25 protein-coding genes are annotated in these 26552 nt (G+C 29.2%); all 25 read left to right on the top strand.

Annotated elements, in window-relative coordinates:
- Positions 1–551 precede the first annotated feature (551 nt).
- The 25 genes from EIP89_RS04150 to EIP89_RS04030 all read left to right on the top strand — a co-directional run bounded on the left by EIP89_RS04150 (position 552) and on the right by EIP89_RS04030 (position 26404).
- Positions 552–746, top strand: coding sequence for a hypothetical protein (locus EIP89_RS04150; protein WP_124397401.1), 195 nt, complete (start codon positions 552–554; stop codon positions 744–746).
- Positions 747–1433: 687 nt separating this feature from the next.
- Positions 1434–2753, top strand: coding sequence for a phenylacetate--CoA ligase family protein (locus EIP89_RS04145; protein WP_124397400.1), 1320 nt, complete (start codon positions 1434–1436; stop codon positions 2751–2753).
- On the top strand, positions 2750–3697 hold the full coding sequence (locus EIP89_RS04140) for a glycosyltransferase family 2 protein (RefSeq protein WP_124397399.1): 948 nt from the start codon (positions 2750–2752) through the stop codon (positions 3695–3697). The genes EIP89_RS04145 and EIP89_RS04140 overlap by 4 nt, the downstream gene beginning before the upstream one ends.
- Entirely contained in the window at positions 3685–4338 is a 654-nt protein-coding gene (locus tag EIP89_RS04135) for a GNAT family N-acetyltransferase (protein WP_124397398.1), read from the top strand. Before EIP89_RS04140 ends, EIP89_RS04135 begins: the two co-directional genes overlap by 13 nt.
- On the top strand, positions 4335–4934 hold the full coding sequence (locus tag EIP89_RS04130) for a sugar transferase (protein WP_124397397.1): 600 nt from the start codon (positions 4335–4337) through the stop codon (positions 4932–4934). The genes EIP89_RS04135 and EIP89_RS04130 overlap by 4 nt, the downstream gene beginning before the upstream one ends.
- Entirely contained in the window at positions 4931–6100 is a 1170-nt protein-coding gene (locus EIP89_RS04125) for a DegT/DnrJ/EryC1/StrS family aminotransferase (RefSeq protein WP_124397396.1), read from the top strand. Before EIP89_RS04130 ends, EIP89_RS04125 begins: the two co-directional genes overlap by 4 nt.
- A 55-nt stretch (positions 6101–6155) precedes the next feature.
- Positions 6156–7601 (top strand): oligosaccharide flippase family protein, encoded by a 1446-nt coding sequence (locus tag EIP89_RS04120; protein ID WP_160160514.1) that lies wholly within the window; start codon positions 6156–6158, stop codon positions 7599–7601.
- A gap of 8 nt (positions 7602–7609) precedes the next feature.
- The gene (locus EIP89_RS04115) at positions 7610–8692 is read left to right on the top strand and encodes a glycosyltransferase family 4 protein (RefSeq protein ID WP_124397394.1); all 1083 of its coding nucleotides are present in this window, start codon (positions 7610–7612) and stop codon (positions 8690–8692) included.
- 261 nt (positions 8693–8953) lie between these two features.
- Positions 8954–10009 carry an O-antigen ligase family protein gene (locus EIP89_RS04110; protein ID WP_124397393.1) on the top strand — a complete coding sequence of 352 codons (1056 nt, stop codon included), beginning with the start codon at positions 8954–8956 and terminating at the stop codon, positions 10007–10009.
- Between the two features lie 5 nt (positions 10010–10014).
- Positions 10015–10848, top strand: a complete 834-nt coding sequence (locus EIP89_RS04105) for a glycosyltransferase (RefSeq protein WP_124397392.1) — start codon at positions 10015–10017, stop codon at positions 10846–10848.
- 7 nt (positions 10849–10855) lie between these two features.
- Positions 10856–11977, top strand: a complete 1122-nt coding sequence (locus EIP89_RS04100) for a glycosyltransferase (RefSeq protein ID WP_124397391.1) — start codon at positions 10856–10858, stop codon at positions 11975–11977.
- Positions 11974–13122: an N-acetyl sugar amidotransferase gene (locus tag EIP89_RS04095; RefSeq protein ID WP_124397390.1), complete on the top strand. Its 1149-nt coding sequence runs from the start codon at positions 11974–11976 to the stop codon at positions 13120–13122. Before EIP89_RS04100 ends, EIP89_RS04095 begins: the two co-directional genes overlap by 4 nt.
- Entirely contained in the window at positions 13094–13741 is a 648-nt protein-coding gene (hisH, locus tag EIP89_RS04090; RefSeq protein ID WP_218019323.1) for an imidazole glycerol phosphate synthase subunit HisH, read from the top strand. Before EIP89_RS04095 ends, hisH begins: the two co-directional genes overlap by 29 nt.
- A 6-nt stretch (positions 13742–13747) precedes the next feature.
- Positions 13748–14527: an AglZ/HisF2 family acetamidino modification protein gene (locus EIP89_RS04085; RefSeq protein WP_124397389.1), complete on the top strand. Its 780-nt coding sequence runs from the start codon at positions 13748–13750 to the stop codon at positions 14525–14527.
- A 114-nt stretch (positions 14528–14641) separates the two neighbouring features.
- Complete coding sequence (locus EIP89_RS04080; protein ID WP_124397388.1) at positions 14642–15781, top strand: DegT/DnrJ/EryC1/StrS family aminotransferase; 1140 nt, start codon at positions 14642–14644, stop codon at positions 15779–15781.
- Between the two features lie 2 nt (positions 15782–15783).
- Complete coding sequence (locus EIP89_RS04075) at positions 15784–16815, top strand: polysaccharide biosynthesis protein (protein ID WP_124397387.1); 1032 nt, start codon at positions 15784–15786, stop codon at positions 16813–16815.
- 5 nt (positions 16816–16820) lie between these two features.
- A complete protein-coding gene (locus EIP89_RS04070; protein WP_124397386.1) occupies positions 16821–17207 on the top strand; it encodes a WxcM-like domain-containing protein in 387 nt (128 codons plus the stop codon).
- Positions 17207–18325 (top strand): polysaccharide biosynthesis C-terminal domain-containing protein, encoded by a 1119-nt coding sequence (locus EIP89_RS04065; protein ID WP_124397385.1) that lies wholly within the window; start codon positions 17207–17209, stop codon positions 18323–18325. The genes EIP89_RS04070 and EIP89_RS04065 overlap by 1 nt, the downstream gene beginning before the upstream one ends.
- 3 nt (positions 18326–18328) lie before the next feature.
- Complete coding sequence (gene wecB, locus EIP89_RS04060; protein ID WP_124397384.1) at positions 18329–19468, top strand: non-hydrolyzing UDP-N-acetylglucosamine 2-epimerase; 1140 nt, start codon at positions 18329–18331, stop codon at positions 19466–19468.
- Between the two features lie 67 nt (positions 19469–19535).
- Positions 19536–20750, top strand: coding sequence for a glycosyltransferase family 4 protein (locus EIP89_RS04055; RefSeq protein ID WP_124397383.1), 1215 nt, complete (start codon positions 19536–19538; stop codon positions 20748–20750).
- Between the two features lie 6 nt (positions 20751–20756).
- On the top strand, positions 20757–21395 hold the full coding sequence (locus tag EIP89_RS04050) for an acetyltransferase (RefSeq protein WP_124397382.1): 639 nt from the start codon (positions 20757–20759) through the stop codon (positions 21393–21395).
- A gap of 49 nt (positions 21396–21444) precedes the next feature.
- Positions 21445–22026 (top strand): acyltransferase, encoded by a 582-nt coding sequence (locus EIP89_RS04045; protein ID WP_124397381.1) that lies wholly within the window; start codon positions 21445–21447, stop codon positions 22024–22026.
- Positions 22019–22990: a Gfo/Idh/MocA family protein gene (locus EIP89_RS04040; protein ID WP_124397380.1), complete on the top strand. Its 972-nt coding sequence runs from the start codon at positions 22019–22021 to the stop codon at positions 22988–22990. Before EIP89_RS04045 ends, EIP89_RS04040 begins: the two co-directional genes overlap by 8 nt.
- 71 nt (positions 22991–23061) lie before the next feature.
- Positions 23062–23880 (top strand): polysaccharide biosynthesis/export family protein, encoded by an 819-nt coding sequence (locus EIP89_RS04035; RefSeq protein ID WP_124397379.1) that lies wholly within the window; start codon positions 23062–23064, stop codon positions 23878–23880.
- 16 nt (positions 23881–23896) lie between these two features.
- On the top strand, positions 23897–26404 hold the full coding sequence (locus EIP89_RS04030) for a GumC family protein (protein WP_124397378.1): 2508 nt from the start codon (positions 23897–23899) through the stop codon (positions 26402–26404).
- Positions 26405–26552: the final 148 nt, after the last annotated feature.

The following is a 26552-nucleotide window of genomic DNA, read 5'->3' as shown; positions in this document are numbered from 1 at the left end:
ATTTGAAATCTATTTAGTGTTTTGTGATGGGCTATTAATGCCAATCGAATAACTTTCTAAGCTGCATAAAGTTTTTCCGTGCAAAAGCCTTCTACTGCATGTTCATTATTGAGCTCTATAGTTCGTTTTTAATAATCTGCCCTCATATTGTATAGAAGCCATGCCAATTCATCCGAAAAGTCTATATTGGTACAAACGCTGCATAAGTGGGCTTCTCAAACTCTTCTATATTCGGAAAGTACAATTTGCCACTAGTATGTCGGTCTTTCTCTCGTTCTTTTCACATTACTACAATCCTTTTACTTTTGCTCCATTCCATAACCTCGTAATGAACTGGCCTGACCAGTTGGCCTTATCATAGGGCATCTATGCATCTTGGTCGAATGTCCGTCGAACAATAGATGAAGTCATCACCACAGGCATAATACATGACAATTTATCCTTCTTCCATTGTGCCATTTTTCTGAACAAAAACGCTTATCTGCTCTCACTAATCCAATTCTTTCCGGTTTAATAATCTGTTTAGTCTCTTCATAAAATCTAATAAATCCGTGCTAATAGTACTATCTCCCGTTCGCATCCATGCATTGGCTATCATTTTTGGTCTCTACCATGAAGACTTACAGTGGATAATGAGAAACTCTTCCTCTTATAGTGCGATTGTAACCCTTGGCTACACCATCCTGGTTTTCATAACGTGTTACAACGTTACTATTAAAATCCAGAGTAGTCTGGTTGATTTTTAATCTTGTTAACCAATCCTGATTGATCTGGGTGAATACTTAATAGATGCATTCACCGTAAGATTTTTTGGAATTCCAGTCAAAAGTGCTCTATTTATCCATCACTTTATTATTCCTGAAAATGCGCCTAATTACCTGGTCATTTCTGTGTGCTTTGGCATGGACCAGGCAGTTAGCCCCTCAAATGACCCTATCTATATAACATTCCATTGAGTTTATGGGAATATAACCTCTCTTTGATTGAGGCTTGGGAAGTTCTGTCTATATCTCTTCCAAAAACCCTCTTAAACTTGTCTTGCGACATAATTCTTCAACGAATCTGAGCTCTCCCCCATGGAGAAATATTTTTATCAGTGAATTCGGTTTTCGATTCCAGGCATCTTTAATTTTTAGAATTTGATTCTTCAACTTAAAAGTAAAAAATCCTTGTTGAAAGCTGTGAATCTTCTAATGAATTAATTAGGTTTAAAAAAACATCTATTAACCATGCATTTATCGCCTATAATAACTGATACATTTTTAAATCAATAAATATTTATGAAAATGTCCAAGATTTTTGAAGGGTGATTCATCTAAGGACTATTTAATTGTAAATCTTATATGCTTACAAATTAGTATAATTTAATTTTTAATTAATAGTTTTATTTTAAAATACAACTCCTTAAACTACAAGTTTTATTTTTATGTTCTATGAATAGTATTTTTCTTGAAAAAGGTATTTTTCCAATTGGTGATCTTATCCTTGGTACTTCGTTTATTAAACATTTACTTAGGCTTCGTAAAGAGGTTAATTTGACTCATGATGAAATAAATATTCTTCAAAAAAACAGATTATTTGATATATTGAAGCTTGCCACTTTAAATTCAAAATATTATAAGAACTTATTAAAATATGAAAATAATGATTGTATTAAATGGTTAAAAAATTTTCCAATTATTGATAAAGAAATATTGCAAAATGAACGAGATAACCTCATAACAACGAAATCTAAAAATCTAATCAAACTATCCAGTAGCGGATCAAGTGGATTACGAAGTGTAGTATATTCAAACAAGGATGAAATAAGTGTCCATCGAGCTACACAGATTCTTTGGTGGGAATGGGCCGGATATCACCTAGGCCAACCGATTTTACAAACTGGGATTACTCCTAATCGCGGTATCATAAAAGGATTAAAAGATATCCTTCTTTCGACTTATTATCTCCAAGCATTTACTCATGATCCATCAGATTTAGATAGGGCATTGAAATGGGCACAGAAAAAGTCTAATCCTTTTTTAGGTGGCTATGCCTCTTCGCTTTATGTTTTAGCCAATTATGCTAAAGAACAAAACATACAAGTACAATTTGCTAGTGCAGTAAGTTGGGGAGATAAGCTTTTTAATCATTACAAAGCTGAAATTGAAACTGTTTTTAAGACAAAAGTTTTTGAGACTTATGGTAGTGCTGAAGGTTTGATGATAGCAGCTCAAAAAGATTTACCTTATATGTACATAATGACGCCAAATGTTTATTTGGAAATTTTAGATGACAATGGAAATGAGGTCAAAGACGGTGAAATGGGACATGTAGTTGTTACTAGTCTGGTAGCGAAGGCTATGCCTCTGATTAGATATAAAATTGGTGATCTCGCAATCAAGCTACCTAAAGAAAAATATCCTCAAAAGCGTGAATTATCTCTACCATTACTTCAAAAAGTAATAGGCAGAGACACTGATTTGGTGAAAACTGCTTCTGGAAAATACATGGTGGTTCATTCCTTTACCGGAATATTTGAGCATATACCAGAAATTAAACAATTTTGCGTCATTCAGGAAAATTTAAATAGCATAAAAATACAATACATACCTAATAAGAATTTTAATTCTGACATCCTTTATCTTATTGAGAAAAAGATTCAGCAAAATCTCCAAGAATCTACCTTTAAAATCCAGTTTGAAGAAGTTTCTTTTATTCCACCTACCCCATCTGGAAAACCACAGATAATAATTTCAAAATTAAATAAATGAAAATTTCAGTTATTTGTCCGTGTTTAAATGAAGAAAAGTATATAGAGAATATTCTTTCTCATTTCGTTAAAAGTTTGCCCTATGAAAAAGAATTATTTATTGTAGATGGAGGATCAACAGATTTGACAATTGAAATTGTAAAAAAATGGACTTTAAGATATTCAAATATTTTTTTACTTAATAACCATCATAAGTTTGTTCCATTTGCACTAAATAAAGCAATACCTCTCTGTAAAGGTAATTATATTGTTCGTATTGATGCTCATACTGAATATGCAGAAGATTATTATGAAAAAATTATTGAAGTATTTGAAAAAGTCGATGCTGATATTGTTGGTGGACCAATGCGTCCTGTTGGAGAAACTTATTTACAAAAGGCTATCGCATATGCTACATCATCTATCTTTGGCATTGGCGATAGTAAATTTCATAATCTTACATATGAAGGATATACGGATAGTGTCTATTTAGGTGCATGGAAAAAATCATTATTTGATTATATTGGTTTTTTTGATGAAAATTTAAAACGTAATCAAGATGATGAATTTCACTACAGGGCAAAAAGTTATGGAAAAAAAATTTATTTAAGTCCAAAAATAGTTTCATATTATTATCCTAGAAAAAGTTTGAAAGGTTTATTTAAGCAATATTTCGAATACGGGCTATATAAACCATTAGTTTTAAAAAAAGTTCCATCTGAGTGGAAAATTCGCCATTTTATTCCATCATTATTTGTTATTTATTTAATTTCTACGCCTTTATGTTTTATTTATCCTATTTGGATATTTCCATTTGCCTTATATTCAATGTTAACGTTATTATATAGTTTTAAAAGCAAAAAATCTTTGCCTATAAAATTATTATTACTTTTGGTTTTTCCAACTATTCACATTAGTTATGGTTTGGGATTTATAATAGGATTAAAAAAAATATGGAAAAAATAGTAGATTCAACTAAAAAAGATTTAAAAAATATTGCCAAATGTCATATTAGTTCTTTTCCCAAAGCTTTGTCATCAGCTTTGGGAAAAAAGTATGTCAGCCATATGCTTTCCTGGTATTTATCATCTGATAAAACCTTTCTTTTTCACATAGAGGATGAACAGGGCAATTGTGCAGGTTATTGTGGTGGGATAGTAAGCGATGGAACTTTGGCAACAGGTTCAGCTAGCGGTATGGCTCAGTACACATTTAAAGCAGCAATCACTGCTTTTTTAACCCATCCGTGGGTACTCTTTCATCCTGAGATTCGAGCTAAGTGGCCTCTTTTGTGGAAAAATATAAAAATGAAAATAGGATTAGCTCCCAAAGTTCATTTTAACCAGGATCAAAAGAAGAAAATGGCACAAGATCCACAAGTTGGCCTCGTAGTGATAGGTGTCGATCCAAGGTACCAGGGCAAGGGATATGGTTCATTGCTACTTAAAGAGTTTGAACGCAGGGCTGTAGAAATTTATGGTATTAAAAAATTGCAACTGTCGGTATTGGCATCAAACCACAAAGCAATAAAAGCCTATGAGCGAAATGGTTGGAAATTTGACAAACAAAACGGTAAATCTGTGTCAATGATTAAGATTTTAGAATGAATGTAATTGTAAAACGATTCTTTGATATAATCTTTTCACTTATTGCACTATGTGTACTATTAATTCCGATGTTTATCATTGGAATTCTAATCAAACTGGATTCAAAAGGCAGTGTATTTTTTGTACAAGATAGGATAGGCAGGAATTTTAAAAAATTTAAACTATACAAATTCCGAACAATGGTAGATAGCCAAAAGGCGAGTTCTGGACTATTTGAACCCGGAAATACGAAGCGAGTCACCAGAATTGGAAAATTTCTTAGAAAATACAAACTTGATGAACTTCCCCAGCTATTTAATGTATTAAAAGGAGAAATGTCGCTGGTAGGGCCTAGACCCGAGGTGGAAAAATGGACAAATGCATATCCAGATCTTTGGAAAAAAATATTACAAGTTAAACCTGGAATTACAGATTATGCTTCAATAAAATTCAGAAATGAAGAAGAAATTCTTAAAAATTCTAAAGAACGAGAAAAAACTTATAAAGATGAAATTCTTCCTGAAAAATTGCAATTAAATTTAGCTTATGTAAATGAAGGAAATGTTGTAACAGATATCAAAATTTTATTATTGACAATATTTAAAATCTTCAAATGAAAAACAGTAAACTAAAAATACAATACGCTAAAGTTTTCATAGGTGAAAGGGAGCGAAAGCATATTAATGATGTATTGGATAGTGGATGGCTAACAACTGCCAAAAAAACGCTTCAATTTGAAGAAAAATTTGCAGATTACATTGGAGCGAAATACGCTTGTGCTGTCAATTCCTGTACAGCTGCTTTGCATTTGGCGGTAGATGCACTTGGCATCCGTCCAGGTGATAAAGTTTTTATACCCTCTATGACCTTCACATCCACAGCAGAAGTAGTGCGTTATGTAGGCGCTGATCCTGTTTTTCTTGACACAGAATATCGCACAAATCTTATAACACCTGAGATTTTGGAAGATGCTGTTAAAAAATATCCTGATGTGCGATTTTTGATAATAGTTCATTATGGTGGTCAAGCTGCAGATTTAACTAATATAATTGACATTTGTAATAAAAACAATATCAAAATTATTGAAGATGCAGCTCATGCTTTTCCAACAAAACATAATGGTCGTTACATTGGTCAATTTGGATTAATAACTTGCTTCAGTTTTTATGCAAATAAAACTATTACTACTGGAGAAGGTGGAATGTTAGTAACTGATGATGAATCCATTTACAATCGATCTAAAATAATGCGCTTGCATGGAATAAATAGAGATATATGGGATCGTTTTACTTCTGACAAACCTAGTTGGGAATACGACGTGGTCGATGCAGGATTCAAATATAATTTAACTGACTTGGCTGCAGCCATAGGATTAGGACAGTTGGAAAATGCCGAATTATTTAGAAAGGAACGTCAAAAAATCGCAGAGTTTTATTATAAAAATTTAAGTGACATTGATTGTATTGATTTACCAATAACTTATGGATCATTTGAAGATCATGCTTGGCATTTGTTTCCAATAATATTAAACGAAAACGCACCTATCAGTAGAAATAAATTTATTGAACTTATGTCAGATAATGGAATAGGTACATCAGTTCATTACAAGCCACTTCATCAAATGACCTACTACAAAGAAAAATACAATTTAAAACCAGATCAATTTCCAAATGCTGAAAAAACTTGGAGGGGAAACGTTTCATTACCTATTTATCCATTTATGACAGAAGATGAATTAGAATATATTTCAGATGTAATCCATGAAATTTTTGGTTATTTTTAATTCTTCATCAATATTGATTTTATGAATAAATGATATAAAAATCTCTAGTTTTCTTTTGAAAAGTATCCATTTTTCTAATAAATCTATTTTTAAAGGTATAACTTTTCTTGGAATTTCACAAGGATTTGTCGTAATATTTAATATATTACGATCTAAGCTTATAGCTGTTTTGTTAGGTCCTGTTGGTTTAGGTTTACATGGTTTATATACATCGGCATTGAGTTTTCTAACTTCCGTAACAAATTTTGGTTTGGCTGTAAGTTCCGTTAAAGAAATAAACAATGCATATTTAAGTAGTAATGAAGATTTCCTTAAAACATATACCATATTTAAAAGGTTGATTCTTCTCACAGGTTTTTTTGGTTTTATTTTAAGTATTTTATTATCGTCTTATTTAAGTAAAGTTACTTTTGGTAGTTATGACTATATTACTGATTTTTTATTATTGTCTATTACATTGCTTTTTTATCAATTAACAATACAAAATGAATCATTACTTCGTGGAATTAATAATGTCAATAAATTGATTCAGTCAAATGTAATTAGTGCTGCTGTTTCATTTCTTTTATCTGCACCAATTTATTATTACTTTAAGAAAAATGGCATAATTTGGTCAATAATTATCTACAGTTTAATTCCGTATTTTATTTCAAAGTATTTTATATTAAATTTAAATTTAAAAAAAGTACAAGTATCCCTTGGTGAATTTATCGAAAAAAGTAAAATTATTCTCAAGCTTGGTTTTATCATCAGTATTACAAATGCTCTATCAACATTAGTATCTTATTTATTGCGAATATTTATCAATCATACCTCTGGCGAAGAAATTGTTGGTTTATATACAGCTGGTTTTGTAATTATATTAACTTATATTAATTTAATATTATCTTCAATGTTAAATGATTATTATCCAAAACTAAGCTCTTGTATTAATGAAGTAACTAAAGTAAAAAATCTGATACATAATTATACAAAAATAGTGTTGTTTATTTTGACACCTATGATTACTATTTTTATTTTTTTTCATCATGATATAATTTCACTTTTGTACTCTAATGAATTTCTATCTATTAGTTCGATGATGATTTTGATTTTATTAGGAATGTTTATTAAATCCATTAGTTATATTCTTTCTTTTTTATTCTTAGTAAAAAATACCAATAGATTATTTTTTTTTAATGAATTAATATTCAATTTATATTTTCTTTTTTTAAGCATTATAGGTTTTAAATATTTAAGTCTGTTAGGTCTTGGTATATCTTATTTAGTATCAAATTTGTTTTATTTAATACAGGTTAATTATTTAATTGAAAAACATATTAAAATCAACATTGATAAAAGTATTTATTTAATTGCATTTTTATTATTTATATTATGTTGTTCAACTGCAATTATGATAAATTTTAAATTTCATAACTTCAATTTAGCATTAATCCCCTTAATTGCCTCAATTGCAGTTTCAGTATCTAAATTTATAAATATATTTAAAGTATCCCAATAAATTACTTAATGCAGAAAACTAATAATTTAACCATAGTTTTTTTTTATACATATGTTGTACATTATGTAATTGGTGTTTTAAAAAAGTTAGTGGAAATAAATGATAATATCAATATAACATTAATTTACTATGATAAAAAAAATATTGAAAGAACACAATATATTGTTGAAGAATTTAATCGAATTAAAATTATAAAAAGATCTAAACTTAATAAAAAATCTTTATTAGAATTATTACTTAATCAAAAGCCACATATTATTTATATTTCGGGTTGGGTTGATGATGAATATATTTATGCTTTAAAAAAATATAAAAAAATTTATAAAAACAAGACTGTTTCTGTTGTTGGTATCGATGATCAATGGTTTGGTACGATAAGACAAAGATTAGGTGTTTTTTATTATAAAGTATTTTATAAAAGTATATTTGACTACATGTGGATAGCTGGAAAGCCCCAATTTTCTTATGCCCAACACTTTGGTTACTCTTCAAAAAATATTATATATAATTTATATTCTGCTGATGATTCGATTTTTACATATTCTGGTAATTTTAAAAAACGTTTCCTTTTTGTTGGCAGATTTGTTAAAGAAAAAGGTATATTTACACTTTTAAATGCTTATAAATCGCTTGATAAAAATATAAGAAATAGTTGGCCCTTATATTTAATAGGTGATGGTCCTCTATATGAAGAGATTTTAAAATTTAAAGATGAGAATGTTGTAATATTACCCTTCCTACAACTAACTGAATTAAAAAATGAAATAGACAAGGGTGGAGTTTTTTGTCTGCCAAGTAATTTTGAACCATGGGGAGTAGTTGTGCATGAAATGAGTTTGAGTGGTTATCCTTTAATTTTAAGTGATAAAGTTGGTGCTGCTACAGAATTTTTAATAGATGGATACAATGGATATATGTTTAATTTTAATTCAGTAACTTCATTGCTAAGTTGTATGCAAAAAATTGTAAATCTTTCAAATGAAGAAATTGAAATATTCTCAAAAAGAAGTGTTTATTTAGGAAAAAGAATAAATACTGAGCTCTCTTCTAAGTCTTTATTATCAGTTCTTGAAAAGAATACAAATAATTAAAGATTCGTGGGTTTAATACTCTCAATTTTTTTCATAGTATTAATTTCAATTCTTCATTTTTTAAATAAACATAAATTAAATTTCTTTCTATCCATTTTTTCCATAGTTTCTGATACCTTATATTTTAAATTATTTAATGTTAATATACTTTTAATTTATTTTATAGCTATTATAAATATACCCTTCGTAATAAATCATCTTTTTAAAAAAAATATAATTATAGAAAATTTAATTCGATATATTAAATATGAATTTATTTATTTGATAATATTAGGGGTAATTTTTGGATTTATTTTTCCTTGGGAAGACATGAGTGGAGATAGATCATGGAGCCAAAAAGCACATGGAAGGACTATTGTTCAAATAATTCGAATATTTCTTGAATTTATTGTTATTTTTTATGTAATATTTTCAATAAAATATAGAAGAATTACTTTAGAATTTATAATAAAAGCATTTGCTATTTCAGCCATTTTATCTTTTTGGATAGGTTTGTTTGATTATTTTATATCATATCAAATAAAAGCCACTTTATTTGACTTAGAATACTTTGAAAAAAATAGATTTTTAGGTTTAAATGGAGAGCCTAAAGCTTTAGGTCGTTCAAGTGCTTTTGCATATTCAATAATTTTACTTTTTTGTATTCAATTTAAAAAATATACTAAATTTTATTTATTTTCTATTTTTACATGTATTTTGGGTGTTTTACTAAGTTCCTCTGCTTCATCTTACATATTATTCTTACTGTTAAATGTTTTGATTTTTTTAAAATTTAATTTTAAAAGTATTTTAAGTTTTATTCTAATTGCTTTTTTATTGATCACATCTTATTTTATTCTATTAGAAAATAATTTATTGCATCCAGGCACACACCGTAAAATTACTAAAGCGCTTATTGCTTTAGATGAGGATTGGATTAAAAATGAACCTAAATTGTTTAAAAGGTTTGATATTTTTGATAGATTAGCACTTATCTATTTATGGAATAATCCAATTTATTTAGTTACAGGAACTGGTCCAAATTTGATTAGCTTACCTATGAGCAAATATATTCCTTCTAATACTATTTTTCACGTTTGGGGTAGGGTGGATTCAGTACCAAATGTATTTCCAATAAACATTACAGCTCGATCTGGTTTAATCGGTCTTACATTGTATTTTTTATTTATTTATAACATTATTAAATTATCATTTAAAAATCTACCGTTAAATATCAGTAAAATATATTTATCTTCCTTACTTTTCAATTTTGTTTTTATTAATATTACATTTATTTTATTTTCTGCTATTTTTATTGGTTTACATTCTAGAAAATAATTCTTATGTCAAACACTTGTTTCAAAATTTCTGTTCTTATTCCAAATTATAATTATGATAAATATATTTCAAAAACAATTGATAGTATTATAGAACAAGATTACAAGTTTTATGAAATTATTGTCGTAGACGATGGATCAACTGACAATTCATGGAATATTTTATGTGAATACAAAAATAAATATCCTGATAAAATAAAAATTTTTCGTCAAGAAAATTCAGGTCAGGCATCTGCTTTAAACCATGCTATAAAGTATGTTACTGGTGATATTATTTGTTGGATAAATTCCGATGATACTTTTTGTAGAGATGCTTTTAGTTCTGTTATAAACACTTTTAGTACAGATTCTAGTCTGGAAATAGTTTTTGGTAATATATATATAATAGATTACAATGACAAAATTATAGGTTTCATTAAACACACGAAATTTTCTTACTTTATAAGCGTATTTGTTGGATTTTCAAATACTACATCATCTAACGCAGTCTTTTGGAAGAAACATTTGTTATCTGATAGAGATGCTTTTAATATTAATTTTAAATGTGGGATTGATAATGAATTTTATTCCAGGCTATTTTATAAATCAAAAGTCAAATATATTAACAAATATTTAGCCAATCACAGGAAGCAAAATATAACAAAGGCAGCTTTAAATTATTCAAATTGGGATGAAATTGTAAAAAAAGAATATTATCAGGTTTTTCAAAATTCATATTATAATTTATACATCTCAAAATTTTTTTCTTTTAAAATTGGAAAAAAAATAAGACCATTAGTTTTAAACTATTGGCGACTTAAAAAACTATTTGACTCTTTAGGGTCAAAATTGATAAAATAACTAGGGAATGAAAATTCTATTTCCCATTGCTATTTTTTATCCAACTACCATTGGAGGTCCTAGTAGTTCTGTTTATTGGTTATCTAAGTATTTAAAAAAAAATGGAATTAATTGTTATATTGTTACAACTAATTTTAAAGTTCCAAATAATTATAATACAAATACATGGATTAATTTAGACTGTGGATTTGTTTATTATACAAAAAGTAAAAATCCAAAGTTTCCCATATATGCAGTATATATAACCTATAAAACTATACCAAAATGCGACATTGTTCATTACTCAAGTGCGTATAGTTTATTAACCCTTTTCACTATTATTTATTCCATACTTTTAAAAAAAACTGTTATCTTATCACCTAGAGGAGAATTTTTTGAAGAGGCGATTGATAAATTTGTAAAAAAAATAATAATTAAATTTTATATACTTATCAAGAATAAGATTGTTTTTCATGCAACATCAAATGAGGAAGTAAATGCAATAACTAAATTATTTAAAAATCCAAATATTTTTACACAACCCAATTTTATAAATGAATTACCGAGAGAAAAAAAACAAGTATTTTCAAAAGATTTTGTGTATTTAGGTATTATTTATGATATAAAAAAAATAGAAAATACGATAATTGCTTTGTATAAATCAAAATATTTTGTAAATTCAATTTCTAACTTTATTATAGCCGGTAAACCTCTAAGAAAAATTGATTATTTATATTTAAATTATCTTCATGATTTAACCAAAAAATATAATCTTGAAAATAAAATTAAATTTATCGGTGAAATATATAATCAGAATAAATATAATTTACTTTATAACGCTTATTTTTTAATTCTATCTTCTGATAGAGAAAATTTTGGAAATGTAATCATTGAAGCCTTGTCGCAATCTACCCCAGTCATTGTTTCTAAAGGCGCTCCCTGGGAAATATTAAATATATATAAGGCTGGATGGTGGGTTAATAATGATCCTGATAAATTATCAGAGATCATCGATAAAGCTCTTTTATTAGATGAAAATAGTTACCTTGAAATGTGTTCAAATGCATTGTATTTATATAATAAATTTTATAACATTAATACCTCTGAAAACAATATATGGTTAAAAATTTATAATTCTTTTAAAAAATGAATATTTCCACAGAATATAGACAGTGTACTAATTGCGTAATGGACACTTCTGATCCTATGATTCAATTTGATTCAGATGGAGTTTGTGATCACTGTCATGATTTTACAAATCATGTTAAAAGACATTGGGAGAAAAGTATTAATGATGAAAATGATGTTAACAAAATAATTCAAAAAATAAAAAAAGATGGAAAAAATAAAGAATATGATTGTATTATTGGTTTGAGTGGAGGCATTGATAGCTCTTACATGTTGCATGTTGCTGTTACTAAGTTTAATTTACGACCATTGGTTTTTCACGTAGATGGTGGCTGGAATTCTGAAATTGCAGTAAATAACATTTATTCCATAGTTGATAAACTAGGTCTCGACTTATATACTGAAGTAATAAATTGGGATGAAATGCGAGAATTTCAACTAGCTTTCTTCAAAGCTGGTGTACCATATTTAGATATTCCACAAGATCATGCATTTATTGCCGCACTCTATAAATACGCGGAAAAGTATAATATTAAATACATTTTTAATGGAGGAAACTTTTCAACAGAATGTGTTCAATATCCCTTAAAGTATTATTATTATGGAACAGATATGATATTTTTAAATGATATAATAAAAAAACATTCAAATATTTCTTTTGAATCTTATCCCTTTAGTTCAATATTTAGACATAAATTATATTTAAAATATATAAAAGGTATTACAGTGGTTAAATTGTTAAATTTAATCCCTTATTTCAAAAATAATGCGATAAAAGTATTAATTGATCAATATAATTATAAACCATATCAACAAAAACATTTTGAGTCAAGATTTACACGCTTTTTTGAAGGTTATTGGTTGCCTATGAGATTTGGTTTTGATCCTAGAAGAGTTCAATTGTCAAGTCTTATTTTAACTGGGCAACTTCAAAGAAACGAAGCTCTTGAAATATTAAATAAACCCCCTTTATCTGAAGAACAAATTAATGAAGAAATTTATTTTATTGCCTCCAAATTAGGAATATCTATACAAGAATTAACTCATTACTTCTCTATCCCTAAAAAATATTATTGGGATTATAAAAATCAAAGTAGCGTTTTTAAATTTGGAGCGTCTGTATTAAATTTATTAGGTATTGAAAAAACAAAAAAAAGAAAATTTTAATATGATTGCTGTAGTTGATTATGGTCTTGGTAATATAAAAGCATTTGTAAATATTTTTGAAAGATTAAATATTAAATACATTGTAGCTAACACACCTGAAAATTTAAAATTAGCTGAAAAAATAATACTTCCTGGTGTAGGTGCTTTTGATACAGCAATGGATTTGTTAAATAAATCTGGTTTGCGTGATACACTTGAACATGAGATAATCATTAAAAAAAAACTATTTCTTGGTGTTTGTGTTGGTATGCAAATTTTATTTAATTTCAGTGAAGAAGGTTCTTTAAATGGTTTAGGATGGGTGGATGGTTTTGTTAAAAAATTCGATACATCAAAAATTCCCTTTAAAACAAAAACACCACATATGGGTTGGAATCATGTAAATCCGATAAACAATTCCCCCATATTTTTAAATCATCCAAATCCATCATTTTTTTACTTTTTACATTCTTATTATGTAGATTGTGATGATACTTATAAGATTGCTGAATCATATTATGGTATTCATTTTATTTCTGCTATTAATAAAGAAAATATCTTTGGTGTACAATTTCATCCTGAAAAAAGTAATAAGAATGGTCTTTTATTGATAAAAAATTTTATTGATTTAAATGTATAATATCTTATGCTCTTACCACGTTTAATACCTTGTCTTCTTATACACAAAAATCAGCTTTATAAAAGTGTTAATTTCAAGGAATATAAGTATATTGGAGATCCTATTAATACAGTTCGAATATTTAATGAATTTAATGTAGATGAATTAATAATTTTAGATATTGATTGTACTTCAAAAAATTTAGAACCTAATTATTTTTTAATTGAAAGGCTTGCAGCTGAAGCTCGAATGCCAATTTGTTATGGTGGGGGTATAAAAAATATCAATCAAGCAAAAAAAATATTTAAATTAGGAGTTGAAAAAATAGCTCTTTCATCTGCTGCTATTTTAAACCCGGAATTTATAAAAGATGTTGGAAAAGAAGTTGGTGTACAAAGTGTTGTTGTAATTTTGGATATAAAGAAAGATGATAAATATTATATATATATTAATAATGGTACAAAGCGAATGGATATAGATATAAAAGAATATTTAATAAAAATTCAAGAATATGGTGTAGGTGAAATTGTATTAAATTCCATTGATAAAGATGGTTTAATGACAGGTTATGATTTAAATTTAATTAAAGAGTTTGCAGAAGTAATTAATGTGCCTTTGACTGTGTTAGGTGGTGTAGGGTCATATAGTCATTTTAAAGATGCAGTTGATAATTTTGACCTATTAGGATTAGCTGCTGGCAGTTTTTTTGTATTTAAAGGTAAATATCGTGCTGTTCTTTTGTCATACCCCAACATCGAAACAAAAAAGGAAATTTTCTCTAATTTTATTTCAAAATTTTATTCTTAATTTTCTTTAGTCAACTATTATTTTTTTTGATGTTGTGTTAAAATATATTTAATTTGGTCCTATTAAAGAACAATTTAATAGCGATAAAAAAATAAAAAAAAAAAAAAAAAAAACTTGAAACGTATTTACTTATCTCCTCCTCATCTTGGCGAACAAGAGATACATAAAGTAAATGAAGTTTTTAAATCAAATTGGATTGCTCCATTAGGTCCTGAAGTAGATGGTTTTGAACAAGATTTACAAGAATTGTTTGATGGATCCTATGTTGCTGTGTTAAGTTCTGGAACTGCTGCAATCCATTTGGCTTTAATTTTATGTGGTACAAAGCCTGGTGATGAAGTAATTTGTCAAAGCCTTACTTTTTCTGGTTCGGCATATCCAATCACTTATACAGGTGCACATCCCATATTCATTGATTCTGAAGATAATACTTGGAATATTGATCCTGAATATTTAGAAATAGCTATTAAGAACAGATTAAAGAAGGGGAAAAAGCCCAAAGCAATTATACCAGTACATTTGTATGGTATGCCAGCATCAATGTCAAAAATCATTGAAATTTCTAAACTTTATTCTATACCAATAATTGAAGATGCTGCTGAAGCATTAGGTTCAAAATATTTTGATAAAAAATGTGGTTCTATTGGCGATTATGGAATTCTTTCTTTTAATGGAAATAAAATAATAACAACTAGCGGTGGTGGTGCATTAATTTCCAGCGATATTTCTGTTATAAATAGGGCTAAATTTCTGGCAACTCAGGCAAGAGATCCTGCTCCTCACTATGAACATTCTCAGATAGGTTTTAATTATCGAATGAGTAATGTGATAGCTGCCATAGGGCGAGGACAGTTAAAATTGTTAGAAGACAGAATCCAGAGTCGAAGAGCTAATTTTGATCGTTATAAAGCTTATTTTGATGCAAAAAATAAACTTGGTTATTGCATAAAGTGGTTAGATGAAAAGAAGGGTTTTTTTTCAAATAGATGGTTGACCACGATATTGATTGAACCAAAAAAAAATAATGGTATAAGTAGGGAAAAACTCTGGTTAGCATTTGAGGAAAAAAATATTGAATCAAGGCCAGTTTGGAAGCCTATGCACATGCAGCCGGTATTTAAAGATGCTCTTTATTTTGGTGAAACAGTCGCTGAAAGTATTTTTAATCATGGTTTATGTCTTCCATCAGGAACAAACATGACTGAAGAAGATTGGGAGAGAATTTTTGATGTTTTGGACAGTATATTTAAATAAAAATGTTTAGTAATAAAGTATTATTAATCACTGGAGGAACAGGATCGTTTGGCAGTGCTGTTTTGGAGCGTTTTCTTTCTACAGAGCACTTTTCGGAAATACGAATTTTTTCAAGAGATGAAAAAAAACAAGATGAAATGCGAAATGCTCTGAAGAATCAAAAAATTCGATATTATATAGGTGATGTACGCGATTTCAACTCCATTGAACCAGTCACCAGGGGAGTTGATTATATTTTTCATGCTGCTGCACTTAAGCAGGTTCCTTCCTGTGAATTTTTTCCAATGGAGGCAGTAAAAACCAATGTAGAAGGAACTTTTAATGTAATAAAAGCTGCTGGAATAAATGGAGTAAAAAAAGTTATTTGTCTAAGTACAGACAAAGCGGCATATCCAATTAATGCAATGGGCATTTCAAAAGCCATGATGGAAAAAGTTGCCATTGCAGAATCTAGAAATTTATCAAATACCGTTGTTTGTCTTACAAGATATGGAAATGTTATGGCCTCAAGAGGCTCTGTAATTCCCCTTTTTATTAGTCAAATTAAAAAAAATCTACCACTCACTGTGACCGATCCGAATATGACAAGATTTTTAATGAGCCTTAATGATGCAGTTGATTTGGTATTATTCGCTTTTGAAAATGCAAACCCTGGAGATCTTTTTGTTCATAAAGCACCTTCTGCTACAATTTCGGATCTTGCAAAGGCAATAATTGAATTAGCTGGGAAGGAGGTACCTATCCAAATAATAGGAACAAGACATGGAGAAAAACTATATGAAACTTTATGCACAAGGGAAGAAATGGCAAAATCAGAGGATATGGGTAAATTTTACAGAATTCCTGCAGATAATCGTGATTTAAATTATGCAATTTATTTTTATAAAGGTGAACAAAATTTGTCAAAAATATCCGATTATCATTCACATAATGCTGAAAGACTTGATGTAGAAGGTATCAAAAAGTTACTTATTAAGTTGCCAATTATACGTAAAGAGTTATTAGGGCATGAAATTAAAGAATTTTATGTTTAAATATTATGATTATTTCTGGAGATATATATAAAGATCATCGCGGTACAATCAGATTTATTAACGAGTTTAACATGAGTTCAGTTGTCAGAATGTATTGTATTAAGCCAAATTTTGATGTGATACGTGCATGGCAAGGACACAAGTTAGAAAATAAGTGGTTTTTTGTATCAAAAGGGAGTTTTCTAATTAAAACTATTCAGATGGATTCAAGTAAAAAAAATGAGTATTTACTAAGTGAAAAAAAGAGTGAAGTTCTTCATATTATGCCAGGAAATTATAATGGTTTTAAAGCTCTTGAAAAAGGTAGTATTCTTATTGTTTTTTCTGACTTAACTATAGAACAATCCAAATCAGACGATTATAGAATATCAATAGAGCAATTGCCTTGGTAATGAAAAGAATAGGTATTACAGGAAAAAATGGTTTTATCGGTTATCATTTGTACCATACATTGAAACTTTTTCCAGATAAATTTCAGTTGGTTGAATTTAAAAGAGAGTTCTTTAATGATGAGTCAAAATTAGATCAATTTGTTTCCAATTGTGATGTAATAGTCCATTTAGCTGGAATGAACCGGCACGAGAATGCTTTATTTCTGTTTGAAACTAATATTGCCCTTGTTCAAAAATTAATTGATTCCTTAAACAGAACCTTAAAAAAGCCTCATATAATTATTTCATCATCAACACAAGAAGATAATGATAGTGAGTACGGAAAATCTAAAAAAATAAGTAGAGAAATTTTATCAAAATGGGCTGAACAGAGTGGTGGTAGATTAACTGGCATGATAATACCGAATGTATTTGGTCCATTCAGTTTGCCATTTTATAATTCTGTAGTGGCAACTTTTTGCTATCAAATTTCTAGAAATTTAACACCTAGAATTGATGTCGATAAAAAATTAAATTTGATTTATGTTGGGGATCTTGTACAAAAACTTATTGAGTTAATATTAAATGAAGATAATTCACATAAATATATAGTAAATCACACTACGGTTGCAAATGTTTCTGAAATATTATCACTCATTGAAAAGTATCATACTACTTATTACATTAATGGGGAAATTCCTAATTTAAAGTCAAATTTCGAGTTTAATTTATTTAATACTTACAGAAGTTATATTGATTTTACCTCATATTTTCCTAAAAAATATAAACAAAATATTGATAATAGGGGAGCGTTTATTGAAATTATTAGAAATAATATAGGTGGTCAAACATCATATTCAACAACCTTACCGGAAGTAACCCGTGGAAATCATTTTCATACCCGAAAAATTGAAAGATTTGCTGTTATAAAAGGAAAGGCATTAATTCAACTCAGGAAGGTTGGTACTGATAAAGTTTTAAATTTTTATTTGGATGGAGATGAACCATCATTTGTAGATATGCCCATATGGTATACGCATAATATTAAAAATATTGGAAAAGACATTTTATATACTATTTTTTGGATAAATGAACCTTACAATCCTGATAATCCTGATACCTGGTCAGAGAATGTTTAAATTATGAAGAAATTAAAAGTAATAACAGTAGTAGGAACTCGACCTGAAATAATTCGATTGTCTAGAGTAATGGCGAAACTAGATGCCTCTGAAGCCATAGACCATGTGACTGTTCATACCGGACAAAACTTCGATTATGAGCTTAATCAAATTTTTTATGATGATTTAGAAATTAGAAAACCAGATTATTTCCTAAATGCAGCTGGCGGTTCTCCTTCTGTTACAATTGGTCAAATATTAATTAACATTGATCCAATACTGGAAAAAGAAAAACCTGACGCATTTTTAGTATTAGGTGATACCAACTCCTGTTTATGTGCTATACCTGCAAAAAAAAGAAAAATTCCAATTTTCCATATGGAAGCAGGTAATCGCTGTTTTGATCAAAGAGTACCAGAAGAAATAAATCGAAAAATTGTAGACCATATTTCTGATATAAATTTAACTTATAGTTCAATATCACGTGACTATTTACTTAGAGAAGGAATTTCACCGGATAGGGTTATAAAAACAGGATCGCCAATGTTTGAAGTATTGACTTATTATGAGAAAAAAATTAGAAGCAGTGATATTTTGAAACGTCTTAATTTAGAAAAAAATAAATATTTTTTAGTATCATCTCATAGGGAAGAAAACATCAATAATGAAAAAAATTTTTTAAATTTAATCGATACACTTAATAGTCTTGCACAAATATTTAAATATCCAATTATTGTTAGTACGCATCCCCGAACTAGAAAAATGTTGGAGGAGAAATTTATAGAAGTAAATCCCAAAATACAATGGTTAAAACCTTTGGGTTTTTTTGATTACAATGCATTACAAATTAACTCCTTTGCAGTATTATCAGATAGTGGAACTATTAGTGAAGAATCATCTATTTTGAATTTTAGAGCGTTAAATATCAGGGAAGCTCATGAAAGACCAGAAGCAATGGAGGAAGCTAGTGTAATGATGGTAGGTTTAAATAAGGATAGAATTTTACAAGGATTAATTGAACTTAAAAATCAGGATATAATTGATAGAAATTTTCGTTTGGTTGATGATTATTCTATGCCAAATGTAAGCGATAAAGTAGTTAGAATTATTTTAAGTTATACTGATTATGTAAAACAGAAAGTTTGGTTTCAAAATTGTGATTGATAATGTTTGAAATTTATGACTATTGATAAGTACAAAATGTTTATATTGAATTAATAAATTTTCTATTTTGAAAGAAAGTTATAACATTTTTTTTCCTACAATATTAACAAAACAAGATTTAAGTGAGAGAAATATTTACACTGATTTAATTAATTACTTTATTTTAAATAAACATCAAATTTTCGTTACTTGCACAGATGATAATATTAAACAGATATTTAAAAAGAAAGAAAATGATTATTATACAATCTTTTTTGTGCCTTCAAAAGGATATCAGAAATCAAGTAGTTTCAGGAAGCTGATCACATTATTTAACATAAATACTTTATTGATAAGGCTTTTAAAAAATCAATTCGATATAAATAGAATCGATTTAATAATATGTTTTACACCTCCGATTACTTTTTTTTATTTATTAAAGAAGATAAAATTTGTTAAAAATGTAAAAATATATTTATTATTAAAGGATATTTTTCCTCAAAATGCAATAGATTTAAAAATTGTTTCAAAATTAAATCCTCTGTATTATTTTTTCAGAAGAATTGAAAAAAAATTATATTCAATTTCAGATATGATTGGTTGTATGTCAGAAAAAAATAAAAATTATATTTTGGAAAAAAATTCCTTTTTAGACAAAAATAAAGTAGAAGTAAACCCAAATACTATATTTCCAAAATCTTTTAAAAAAACCAGTACAATAAAATACGAATTAAGAAATAAATATAATTTGCCTTTTGATAAGTTTATATTGCTGTATGCAGGAAATCTGGGTAAGCCGCAAGGTATAAATTATCTAATTCAATCAATCGAATATACCTTACACCTAAAAAATATTTATTATGTTATTATAGGATCCGGAACTGAACTTAACAAAATTCTAAGATGGAAAGATTTAAATAATCCAGAGAATGTTTTGATTAAAAGTAGGCTTCCAAAAAGTGAATTTGATGAATTTCTGCCAGCTTGTGATATCGGATTAATTTTTTTAAATCCTAATTTTACCATCCCTAATTTCCCTTCTCGTTTATTAAGTTATATGGAATATTACATGCCTGTGATTGCATCTGTAGATTATTATACTGATGTTGGAATTTTTTTAGAAAAGAAAAAAATAGGATTTTATAATTACACAAAGGATTATAAATCTTATCAAAGTAATATTTTAAAATTTACGAATAATCCTAAACTGATAGAAACTATGGGAAACAGGGCAAGACAAGTACTTGAAAATGAATTTCATATTTCTATCACTTACAACAAGATTATTAATATTTTAAACTAAACAAATATGGATATTGCCATCTTTGGTGCAGGTGGATTTGGTAGAGAAGTTGAACTATTAATTAATGATATAAATGCACATTCTGTTTCTTCATATAATTTAATTGGATATTTTGATGATAAATTTCAACCTGGAACCTTGTTTAATGGATATCCTATTTTAGGAGGCATAAAAGAATTAAATGCCTGGAGTGATGATCTCGCTTTGGTTTTAGCTGTCGGTAATTCATTAACTAGAAAGAGAATTTATTCTGAAATATTAAATAAAAATATTACTTATCCATCATTAATTCATCCAAGAGCTACTGTAAACATAAAATATAATTTTATTGGAAAAGGAGTTGTTATTTGTGAAGGTACAATTCTCACTTGTAACATTCATATTGGGGATTTTGTACTGATTAATCTTCAATGTACAGTGGGGCATGATGCTGCTATAGAAAGTTTTGCCTCATTGATGCCAGGAGTTAATGTTTCAGGCAATGTAAAAATAAACAGTGCGGTATTTATTGGTACAGGTGCAAAAATTATCAATAATGTTGAAATAGGAGAAAATTCTATAATCGGAGCTGGAGCTGTAGTGTCGAAAAATATTCCAGCTAATTGTACTGCAGTGGGAGTACCTGCAAGGCCTTTGAATAAATAAAACAGGAGAACCTGTAAAGCCTCTGAATAAATTAAAATTATACATATATATGACTTTATACTATGCCCACCCCACAGCTGTAATCGATGAAGGTTGTGAAATCGGTGAAGGAACCAAAATATGGCATTTTAGCCATATTATGACTGGTTGTAAAATTGGTAAAAATTGCAATCTTGGCCAGAATGTGGTGGTTAGTCCTGAAGTAGTACTTGGGAACAATGTAAAAGTTCAAAATAACGTCAGCATCTACACTGGAGTAACTTGCGATGATGATGTTTTTTTGGGTCCAAGTATGGTTTTTACGAATGTTATTAATCCGCGCTCTGCTGTGAATCGTAGAAATCAGTATTTAAAAACCCATGTAGGAAAGGGTGCCACGATTGGGGCGAATGCTACAATAGTTTGCGGCCATAACATTGGAGAATTTGCTTTTATTGGAGCTGGAGCAGTTGTGACAAAGGAAGTTCCTCCGTATGCTTTGGTCGTTGGTAATCCTGCCCGTCAAATAGGTTGGATGAGTGAATATGGACACAGACTTATTTTTGACGAAAAGGGTTTGGCTCAATGTCCTGAATCTGCAGAATGGTACGAATTGAAAAATAACAAAGTAATAAAAATTGGACATGTCTAAAAATTTTACATTAATAGGTGCAGCCGGGTACATAGCTCCCCGACATATGAAAGCGATAAAGGATACTGAAAATGAACTATTAGCAGCTTATGATCCGTATGATGGTGTCGGTATAATGGATTCATATTTTCCCAACGCTTCCTTTTTTGTTGAATTTGAACGATTTGATCGACATGTGGATAAACTTAGAAGAACTGGATCTAAAATTGATTTTGTAAGTATTTGCTCACCCAATCATTTGCACGATAGCCATATCCGCTTTGGACTTCGGATAGGTGCAGATGTGATATGTGAAAAGCCCATTGTGCTGAACCCTTGGAATATAGATGCCTTGAAGGAGGTAGAAAAAGAAACCGGTGGAAAAGTGTATAATGTTTTGCAACTTCGCATTCATAAATCCATTCTCGAATTAAGAGAAAAAATTTTACAGTCTGATCCAAAAAAAATATTTGATATTGATCTTACTTACATTACAAGCCGTGGAAAATGGTATTACACCAGTTGGAAAGGAGATGTGAGTAAATCAGGGGGAATTGCCACTAATATTGGCGTTCATTTCTTTGATATGCTCACATGGATATTTGGAAAATGCAAATACCAAGTGGTACATATCAATACTCATGATAGGGCATCAGGATTCATGGATCTTGAACGCGCAAGAGTAAGATGGTTTTTAAGCATCAATGAAGAATGTTTACCGATCGAAATTCGTACTAAGGGCAAGCGTACCTATAGAAGTTTAAAAATTGAAGGAGAGGAGTTTGAGTTTAGTGATGGATTTACAGATCTTCATACCGAAACCTACAAAGCCATTCTCGACGGAAAGGGGTTTGGACTGGAAGATGCACGACCATCTATTGAAATTGTTCATGAAATACGGATTTCTGATCCGATAGGACTAAAAGGAGATTATCATCCATTGGCAGCACTTCCCTTATCAAAACATCCTTTTTCCTTAAAATAATGGATTGTTAATAAAAAAAAAGAAATACTTCACTTTAACCGAAATATATCTTTGGCCAAATTTAGACTTTAATGAATCGAGTTTCATTTATTCTTTTATTGATAGTGATTTTGTCGTCTTGCGTAACGAGAAAGCAGCTTACCTATTTCCGAGATTCAGGAGTTTCAATTGCTGTTGATTCTGCAGAATTTCAGCAAAGACTAATGATAAAATATCGACTTCAAATAGGCGATATGATCAAAGTAGAAGTAATCTCTACGAATAAAGAAGTTAATGAACTGTTCAATATGGCCTCATCCAACATGATGAATTTTGGTATGATGGGAGGTATTGGTAATGGATTAGATCCTTTGTTTTATTTAAACGGATTTACAATTGATTTAGATGGCGAAGTTAAATTACCGATTATCGGGACTGTTAAACTAGCAGGAAAAAACCTGATGGAAGCCCAAGAAATAATTGAAAAAGAATTACATAAATTTTTCGAACCTGGAACAGTAAAAGCAAAAGTAAGTTTTCCAGGCATAAATGTTAAAGTAATTGGTGATGTTCGGAAGCCCGGACGTTATGTTTTTATGCGCAATTATGTGACAATTATTGATGCTTTAGTAGAGGCAGGAGATATTGATTTTGTAGGCAATCGAAAAGAGGTAGAAATAATACGAATGACAGCAAATGGATATGTTTTCAAAACGCTGGATCTTACAGATAGAAAAGTGTTAGCAAGTGCTGATATTTTTCTGGAACCAAACGATATAATAAACGTAAAACCTCTACCTGCTAAAAGCTGGGGAATTGGTACAACCGGTTTTCAAACATTTACTGGTGTTTTGAGCGTTGTCAGTACACTTTTAACGCTAATTATTGTAACAAGAAGTTTGAATAATTAAACTTAGAATTTCAAAGATGAATTACACTACTCAAAAAAATACGATATTAAATCAAAATCCATTTCAAGATTCTGAGTCGTTTGATTTTAAAGCTTTTTTCTACAAAATATTGTCTTATTGGCCAATAGTAATTGGGGGAATTGCTATAGGTTTATTATCAGCTTTTATAGTTAATAGATATAAAGTTCCTGTTTATCAAGGTAAGAGTTTAATTCTACTTCAGGAAGGAGAGAAGACAGGTCCAAACATGGACATGTTACTTATGTCCATGGGATATTACAATCCCAGATTAAAGTTTGAAAATGAAGTATTGATTCTACAAAGTTCAAAACTTGCAGAAAAAACATTAAAAAGTCTGAATTTTTACTATACGGTAATTGAAGAGGGTAGATTTAGAAAGGTGGAGCATTACGGCTCCTCCATGCCTTTTATTTTAGAATTTGATAAAAATCACGTTCAACCCCTCACATCATTAAACATAAATGTTATAGATGAAAATTCCTTTAAATTAACAAAATTAGATAAAGATGCTAAAGTTCGAGTTGTACAATATTCAACGGATTCGATTTTCCCTTGTGATTATGATATAACTGAGGAAGTATACAAATTTGATGAGTGGATAATTTCAAATTGTTATAAGTTTAAATTGAGTAAAAAAGACAAATCCCTTGCTGGCCGATCATTTATAATACAGTTTAATAACATAAAAGCACTTGCAAATCAATATGCAAAAGATATCAAAGTTGAACCAGCTGCTAAAAGTTCGTCAGGTATAAGTATTACATTACAAGGTACTGTAAAAGAAAAGATTAAAGATTACATAAATGCATATATGAGAGCCTACATCGAGTTTGGCTTGGAACTTAAAAAAGCAGCTAGTTTGTCCACATTAAAATTTATCAATGAACAGCTTACAGGAATAGAAGACAGTTTGGTTTTTACTGAAAATATTTTACAAAATTTCAGATCATCTAATCTGATAATAGATATTTCTTCTGAAGCAACTGAATTGTTCAATAGACTTTCAGAAGTAGATAAAGAAATAGCACAGATTAAATTAAAATTGGATTATTTTTCGTACCTGGAAAAACAACTTCAAAATAAAGATCCAGAGAACGAAGTAGCCCGACCTGCTGTAAGTGGAATAAGTGACCCTGTAATTTTAAATTTAGTTCAAAAATTAAATGATTTAATTAACCAAAAAGCTCGACTTGGTAATTTAAAAGTGGATAATCCATATCTTAAAGAAATTCTTCAACAAATTCACTCGACTCAAGAGGCAATAAAAGAAAATGTAGTAAACATAAAAAACTTACTAAATATGGATTTAGTAAGTTTGCAGAGAAGACAAAAATTATTAGAATCACAACTTAGTAAAGTTCCTAAAACTGAACAGGATTTGCTCCGAATCAAGAGAAAATTCGAAATAAATCAAACACTTTTTACTTTCTTGCTTCAAAAGAAAGCTGAAATTGGAATAACGGCTGCAAGTACACAAACGGATGTTCAAATCGTGGAAGATGCGTCGGTGAATAATACACCTCTTTCTCCTAAGTATGGTCAAAATTTTCTCATTGGTTCATTATTGGGAGGAATTATACCAATTGGTTATCTTTTTTTGATAACCTATTTTGATTCAAAAGTTAGAAGTCCTCAAGATTTAGAGAAAATTACACAAGTGCCATTAATTGGATTAATTGGTCATAACAAAAAAGACAGTAATCTAACAGTTTTAAACTACCCAAAATCTGTAGTATCTGAAAACTTCAGAGGTATCAGGGCAAATCTGGAATTTTTTAAACCCACAAAAGACACTCCTATTCAAGTTATTTCGGTAACTTCTTTCATTCCTGGTGAGGGTAAAACCTATGTTTCCATTAATTTTGGAAGTGTTCTTGCGATGGGCGGCAAGAAAACAATTATTATAGGTGCTGACCTCAGAAAGCCGAAAATTTTCATGGATTTTGGACTTTCGAATGAACCAGGGTTGAGTACTTATTTAGCTGGCGCCAGCGAAATAAATGAAATTATTCAGTCAACAAAATATGATAATTTGGATATAATTTCTGCTGGAACGATTCCTCCTAATCCTTCAGAATTAATTATAAGAGAAGAATTTAAAAAATTAGTCACTGAGCTTAAAAAGAAGTATGATTACATTATAATCGATACGCCACCAATTCTTTTGGTAAGTGATGCTTTTGAGATTGCTAAATATGCTGATTTAAATCTTTATGTGACCAGACAAGGATATACTCCAAAGGAGGTTTTATTTCTAATTCGTGAAAGAGCGAGTACGGGTTCATTGACTAACGTAGCTTTGGTACTCAACGACGTCTCTCCAGAAAATTCTGGTTATGGCTATGGATACGGTTACGGTTATGGTTATGGCTATGGTTATGGCTATGGTTATGGCTATGGCTATGGCTATGGCTATGGTTACGGTTATGGTTATGGCTACACTGATGAGGAGGATGGAGAGGATATGATACCTAAAAATAGAAAAAGAAGAAAAAAGAAATAGTATTCAATCACCAATAATAATATGAAGCTGTCCTAAAAGAGGGCAGCTTTTTTTTATCAGTTTTTAAATGGTATTTAATGTTACAAAAAATGAATTAGACTTAAAGCAGGTTTTTGGTAGTGATATTTCAAAAAATTGATTTTTGAAG

It is taken from the genome of Thermaurantimonas aggregans, from assembly GCF_003851885.1.
GTDB classification, from domain to species: domain Bacteria; phylum Bacteroidota; class Bacteroidia; order Flavobacteriales; family Schleiferiaceae; genus Thermaurantimonas; species Thermaurantimonas aggregans.
This window is presented reverse-complemented; position numbering and strand designations above follow the sequence as displayed.